This window comes from Pseudokineococcus basanitobsidens (assembly GCF_037482545.1).
Taxonomy (GTDB): Bacteria; Actinomycetota; Actinomycetes; order Actinomycetales; family Quadrisphaeraceae; genus Pseudokineococcus; species Pseudokineococcus basanitobsidens.
The window spans coordinates 21265-27427 of record NZ_JBBIAA010000022.1; the positions used below are offsets into that span (position 1 = coordinate 21265).

The 6163-nt window shown below is 77.2% G+C and carries 6 protein-coding genes; 2 read left to right on the top strand and 4 right to left on the bottom strand.

Annotated elements, in window-relative coordinates; translation table 11 throughout:
* Window positions 1-9 precede the first annotated feature (9 nt).
* The 4 genes from WDZ17_RS14025 to WDZ17_RS14040 all read right to left on the bottom strand — a co-directional run bounded on the left by WDZ17_RS14025 (window position 10) and on the right by WDZ17_RS14040 (window position 4315).
* A complete protein-coding gene (locus tag WDZ17_RS14025) occupies window positions 10-633 on the bottom strand; it encodes a DUF4126 domain-containing protein (RefSeq protein ID WP_339575793.1) in 624 nt (207 codons plus the stop codon).
* Between the two features lie 103 nt (window positions 634-736).
* On the bottom strand, window positions 737-1699 hold the full coding sequence (locus WDZ17_RS14030; RefSeq protein ID WP_339575794.1) for a DUF368 domain-containing protein: 963 nt from the start codon (window positions 1697-1699) through the stop codon (window positions 737-739).
* A gap of 65 nt (window positions 1700-1764) precedes the next feature.
* Window positions 1765-2688 carry an SMP-30/gluconolactonase/LRE family protein gene (locus WDZ17_RS14035; RefSeq protein WP_339575795.1) on the bottom strand — a complete coding sequence of 308 codons (924 nt, stop codon included), beginning with the start codon at window positions 2686-2688 and terminating at the stop codon, window positions 1765-1767.
* Between the two features lie 100 nt (window positions 2689-2788).
* Window positions 2789-4315: an MDR family MFS transporter gene (locus tag WDZ17_RS14040; RefSeq protein WP_339575796.1), complete on the bottom strand. Its 1527-nt coding sequence runs from the start codon at window positions 4313-4315 to the stop codon at window positions 2789-2791.
* Between the two features lie 146 nt (window positions 4316-4461).
* Between WDZ17_RS14040 and WDZ17_RS14045 the strand changes: the two genes are divergently transcribed.
* Together WDZ17_RS14045 and WDZ17_RS14050 are read left to right on the top strand one after the other, a co-directional pair.
* Window positions 4462-5226, top strand: coding sequence for a TetR family transcriptional regulator (locus WDZ17_RS14045; RefSeq protein WP_339575797.1), 765 nt, complete (start codon window positions 4462-4464; stop codon window positions 5224-5226).
* A gap of 4 nt (window positions 5227-5230) precedes the next feature.
* Window positions 5231-6142, top strand: a complete 912-nt coding sequence (locus WDZ17_RS14050; protein ID WP_339575798.1) for a PDDEXK family nuclease — start codon at window positions 5231-5233, stop codon at window positions 6140-6142.
* The last annotated feature ends 21 nt before the right edge of the window (window positions 6143-6163 follow it).

Genomic DNA, 6163 nt, shown 5'->3' on the forward strand with positions numbered 1-6163 from the left:
AGGGCCCGCTCAGACGGGCCGCAGCCGCCCGGGACCGCGCCGTCGCCGCCGGCGCACGACCACGACGGCGACCACCGCCAGGGCCGCGAGCGCCACGAGCACGAGCAGGGGCGCGAGCAGGGCGGCGGCGACGAGCCCGAGCGACAGCGCGTCCTCGGCCGTCGAGGCGACCGGCGCCCCCGCCCCGAGCGTCGCGGCGTTGACCACCGCCCGTCCGGCCGTCTTCAGCAGGTGGACGCCGAGCGCGAGGGCCGCCCCGGCCACCAGGGTCGGCCAGTCGACCGAGGACGCCCACGAGCCGCTGCTGCCCGCGGCGGCGGCGTCGCCGACGGCCGTGCCGGCACCGTCCCCGCCGCCGGTGCCGGCGCTCGCCGCGACGCCGCCGGCCAGGGGGCGGACGACGGTCTGCAGCACGTCGTTGACGTGGTCGACGCCGGGCACCTTGTCCGCGACCGCCTCGACGAGCAGGAGCACGGCCAGCGCCACGAGCACCGGGGTGCCGCCCAGCCACTCCCAGCCGGGCGGCAGCACGACGAGGTCGGTGAGGCGGGCGGCCAGCCCCACGAGCAGCAGCGGCAGCCAGGCGTTGAGCCCGGCGGCGCCCGCGAGCCCCGCCCCGGTCAGCAGCTCCACGGCGGCTCCTCGGCCCGGGACCCGGTCGGGCCGCACGGCGGACGGGACGACGACGACGCCTGCCCCCCGCCCGGGCGCCTGCGCTGCGGCCGCGGGAGCACCGTCAGCGCCCCGCGACGTCGGGGGCCGGCTCGCCACCCCGCCGGGCGGTCGGGTCCGCGCCCACGGCGCGCTCGACGACGAGCAGCACGACGACGACGGCCGCGCCGACGAGCACGAGCCCCAGGACGGGCAGGAGGTCGCCGTCGGGACCGAGGACGTCGCGGCTCTCGGTCTGCCACGGCCACAGCGCGCGCAGCGACCCGGCCATGAGCCCGGTCATCACCGCGAGGGTGACGGCGCGGTGGACGGAGAGCAGGTGCTGCAGCAGGCGCACGAACAGGGCGAGCCCGACGAAGGCCCCGAGCGCGAAGGCGGCGAGGTAGCCGAGGTCGCGGTCGTTGACGGCCGTCAGCGTCGGTTCGTAGAGGCCCACCGTCGCGAGGAGGAACGACCCGGAGACGCCCGGCAGCACGAGCGCGCAGATGGCGACCGCCGCCGCCAGCGTGACGACGGGGAGCGGCGGGTCCGCCGTCGTGCCCGGCGGCAGGCCGGTGAGGACGAAGGCCGCGACGGCCGCGACGAGGCCCAGCAGCACGAGCCACGCCGACCACGCCCGCCCCACCATGAGCACCGGCACGGCGAGCGAGGCGAGCACCAGCCCCGCGAAGACGGCCCGCGAGCCGACGGGGTGGTCCTCCAGCAGCGGCTCGATGACCGAGGCGCCGACCACCAGTGCGACGACTGTCCCGAGCAGCAGCGGGACGACGACCAGCCAGTGCCCGAGGGCTGCCTCCCGTCGCGCCCCGCGGACGTCGCCGGTGACGAGGTGGCGCAGCGCCGTGACCGTGTGCCCGGCCGTCCCGATGAGCGTCTCGTAGACGCCCGTGATGAGCGCGATCGTGCCGCCGCTGACGCCGGGGACGACCTCGGCGGCGCCCATGAGGAGGCCGCGCCCGACGTTGACCGGTACGTGGCTGACCGGGGTCCGCCCCGGTGAGGTCGCGGCGTCCCGCTGCGTCGTCATGGGAGGACGGTAGGCGGGCGGCGCCCTCGCCCGGCGCCGCTCGTCCGTCCGGTGACGCCGTCGGCTCAGCCGCGCGGCGAGTGCACGTGGGCGGCGTCCCGGACCCGGGCGCGCAGCCGGACCAGGCTCGTCGAGGCGGTGGCGAAGACGTCGGTGCCGCCGTCGCCGCCGAAGCAGAGGTTGCTGACGACCTCGCCGACGTCCACCCGCCCCACCTCGGACCCGTCCGGGCGCAGCACGACGAGCGAGCTGCCCGCCGTCGTCCACACGTGGCCGAGCTCGTCGACGCGCACGCCGTCGGGCACGCCGGGCTCCACCTCGGCGAGCACGCGGCCGCCCGTGCACCGGCGGCCGTCCACGACGTCGTAGACGTGCACCGCGTGCCCGTCCCCGGGCGGGTCGTCGGGCCGGCTGGGCGAGCGGGAGGAGTCCGCGACGTAGAGCCGCGCCTCGTCGGCGGAGAACGCCAGCCCGTTGGGCATCGCCACGTCGGTGACGACGGCGTCCAGCTCCCCGGTCGCCGGGTCGAGGCGGAAGACGTGGTGGCCGCCGTACTCCTCCTCGCCCGGGTGGCCCTCCGCGGGTCGGTGGATGCCGTAGGCGGGGTCGGTGAACCAGACGGTCCCGTCCGAGCGCACGACGACGTCGTTCGGCGAGTTGAGCCGGTGGCCCCGCCAGGAGGTGACCAGCGGCGTGACGACGCCGTCCCGCTCGACCTCGACCCGGCGGTTCCCGTGCGAGCACTGGACGACCTCGCCGTCCAGGCCCAGCGTGCGGCCGTTGGTGAACCCGACGGGGTGGGCGAGCACGCCCCACGCCCCGTCGTCCGCACGCCACTCCATCACCCGGTCCCCGGGGATGTCGCTGCAGCGCACCGCACGACGCGCGGGCACCCACAGGGGTCCCTCCGCCCACGTCATCCCGCCGCCCAGCCGCTCGACCCGCACGTCCGGGCCCAGCAGGTCCTCGAGCCCGTAGCGCCGCGTCATCGCCTCGCACCTCCTCGTGCCGCGCCCGACGCTAGCCGCGAGGAGGAGGTGGCCGCACGACGACGGCGTGGACGCCGTCCTCGTGCGGCCACCCGCCCCGTCAGCGGGCGACCACCTCCGGCGAGGGCTGCTGCGCCGGCCGCCGCACGAGCAGCGACGCACCGACGGCGACGAGCGACAGGACGGCGCCGACGAGGAAGGCCGCCTGCACGCCGTCGGCGGTCGCGGCCACCTGGCCCGCGCCCGCGGCGACCTGCGCGGCCGCCGTGGCCGACAGCAGCGAGACGAAAAGGGCCGTCCCGATGCCGCCGGCGAGCTGCTGCACGGTGCTCACCACGGCGCTGCCGTGGGAGTACAGGTGCGCCGGCAGCGACCCGAGCGCCGAGGTCAGCAGCGGCGTGAAGACGAAGGCGAGCCCGGCGCTCAGGAGGACGTGCGCCAGCACGACGGACGACGTCGACGTGCCGACCCCGAACGTCGTCATGAGCCAGAGCGCCGCGCTGACGACGACCGCGCCCGGGGTGACGAGGGGCCGCGGCCCGAACCGGTCGAAGAGGCGCCCGACGACGGGCGAGAGGACGCCGAGCACCAGCCCGCCGGGCAGGAGCAGCAGCCCCGTGCCCAGCGTGTCGAGGCCGAGCACCCGCTGGAGGTACTGCGGGAGCACGATGAGCGAGCCGAACAGCGCCACCATGCTGAGGACGACGAGGACGGCTGCCACCGAGAAGGACCGCGTCGCGAAGACCCGCAGGTCGAGGAGCGCCGCACCGGTGCGCGCCAGCCGCAGCTGCCGGACGACGAAGACGACGAGCGCGACGGCCCCCACGACGAGCGGCAGCCACAGCGGCACGGGGTGCTCGCCGGCGCTCTCGCCGAGGCTCGACAGGCCGTAGAGCAGCCCGCCGAAGGCGAGCGCCGAGAGCACGACGGAGACGACGTCGACGCGGCCCGGCCGCGGCGTCGTCACGTTCCGCAGCCGCGCCGCGCCCAGCGCCAGGGACGCGAGGGCGACGGGCAGCACGAGCCAGAACATCCAGCGCCAGTCCAGCACGGAGAGCACGAGGCCGGAGATCGTCGGGCCGATGGCGGGGGCGACGGCGATGACGATCGAGATCCGCCCCATCATCCGACCGCGCGAGGAGGCCGGGACGAGCGTCAGCACCGTCGTCATGAGCAGCGGCATCATGATCGCGGTGCCGGAGGCCTGGACAACGCGGCCGACGAGCAGCACGGGGAAGCCGGGGGCGAGCGCGGCGACGAGCGTGCCGACGCTGAACAGCCCCATGGCGGCGAGGAAGACCGGCCGCAGGTGGAACCGCTGCAGCAGGTACCCCGTGACCGGGATGACGACGGCCATCGTCAGCAGGAAGCCCGACGTCAGCCACTGCGCCGTCGTGGTCGAGACGCCGAGGTCGTCCTGCAGCCGCGGCAGGGCGACGCTCATGATCGTCTCGTTGAGGATGACGACGAAGGCCGAGACGAGCAGGAGCCCGATGACGAGCCCGCTGCCGGGCGCCATCCGCTCCGCCGTCCCGACGACGCCGGCGCCCTCGGCGGTGCTGCCGCCGCTGCTCCAGGTCGCCGGTGCTCCGCCGGCCTGTCCTCTGGGGTCCGTGGTCGTGCTCATCGCGTCGTCCTCACCGTCCGTGTCGTCACCGCGGGCCGCGGACGGCGCTGTCCAGGCATCGACGCGCAGCATGGCACAGACTGCCAGGTCGGCGCTCACCGTTATGGTGACCGAGCGAGCCAGCCGTCGTCCCCCGTGGAGGGTCCGTGAGCACGAGCACCGCCGAGGCCGCGGCGTCCCCCGCGCCGGCGCGCCCCGACCTCCGGGAACGCCGCCGGCGGGCCACCCGCGCCGAGATCGGCGCCGTCGCGCTCGACCTCGTCGAGCGGGACGGCTACGCCGCCACGACGGTCGAGGACATCGCGCACGCCGCCGGCGTCTCCGCGCGGACGTTCTTCCGGTACTTCGCGGGCAAGGAGGCGGCCGTCCTGGCCCCCGACGAGGAGGCGGAGGAGGTGCTCGCCCGGCACCTCGCCCGCGTGCGGCCCGACCGGCCGCTGCTGGAGCAGGTGGAGGACGCCGTCGCCGCCCTCGTGCAGCACCTCGCCGCGGAGCCGCTCGACGACGTCGTGCCGAGGGTCCTGCGCGTCCGCCGCCTCGTGCTCGCCGACCCCGCGCTCACCGCCGCGGCGCTCGGCCTGCAGCTGGAGCAGGCGGGGCGCGTGGCCGCGATGGTGGCCGCGGCCGCCGGCACGAGCCCGGACGACCTGCGCACCCGGACGGTCGCCGAGCTCGCCGGCACGGCGCTGCGGCTGGCCTGCGACGAGTGGGCACGGCGCGCGGAGGCGGGCGAGCGCCCCGATCTCGTCGCCCTGCACGCCGAGTGCCGCGCGGTGCTGCGCGAGGTCGTCGCCGCTGGCGGCCCCCGTCCCGAGGTGGCCGCACGAGACTCCGTCTGTGCGGAGCCTGGTGCAGCCACCTCCGGTCGTCCACAGGGCGACGGCGCGGGGGCCGCAGCACCGGCACGCTGAGGGGGTGCCCCGGAGGACCCCGCTGCCGGCTCGCGTGGGCGAGCTGGCCTCCCAGCAGGGCGGGTGCGTCTCCCGGACGCAGCTGCGCGGGTGCGGCGTCGACGACCGGTACGCGGCCCGCGCCGTGCGCGCCCGGCGGTGGCAGGAGGTGGGACCGCTCGTCCTGTGCACCACGACGGGCCCGCTCGACCGGGGCGCCCGGCGCTGGGCGGCCGTGCTCAGCGCGGGCCCCGGCGGTGCGCTGTCCGGCCTGTCGGCGCTCGAGGTGCACGGGCTCCGCGGCTGGGAGCGCCCGGGGCTGGCCGTCCGGGTGCCGCGGGGCCACCGCCTGCCCGACGTGCCGGGGGCGCGGGCGACGTCCAGCCGCCGGGCCGCCCGGGTGGTGCGACGCGGGGGGCTGCCCGTGCTGGCGGTGGAGGACGCCGCGGTCGAGGCCTGCGCCGGGTCGGCGTCGTCACGGACGGCGGGCGGCCTGCTCGCCGCCGTCGTCCAGCAGCGCCTGACGACGCCGTCGCGACTGCGGCCGGTGCTGCAGGCGGCCGGCCCGGTGCGTCACCGGCGCGAGCTGCTGGCCGTGCTCGACGACGTCGAGGGCGGCGCCCAGGCGCTGTCCGAGGTGCGTCTCGTGCGCCTGTGCCGCGCGAACGACCTGCCGGCACCGATGCAGCAGGTGGTGCGCACGGACGCGTCGGGACGCCGTCGCTACCTGGACGCGCTGTGGGTCCTGCCCGACGGGCGGCGCGTGGCCCTCGAGGTCGACGGCGTCGGCCACCTCGACCAGGACCGTTGGTACGACGACCTGCTGCGGGCCGCGGAGGTCTGCGCGCCGGGCGAGACGGTGGTGCGCCTGCCGGCCCGGGCGCTGCGGGTCGACGTCGAGCGCGTCGTCGCGCTGCTGCGACGCCTCCTGCGGTGAGGTGGGGGGGGGGGGGAGCAT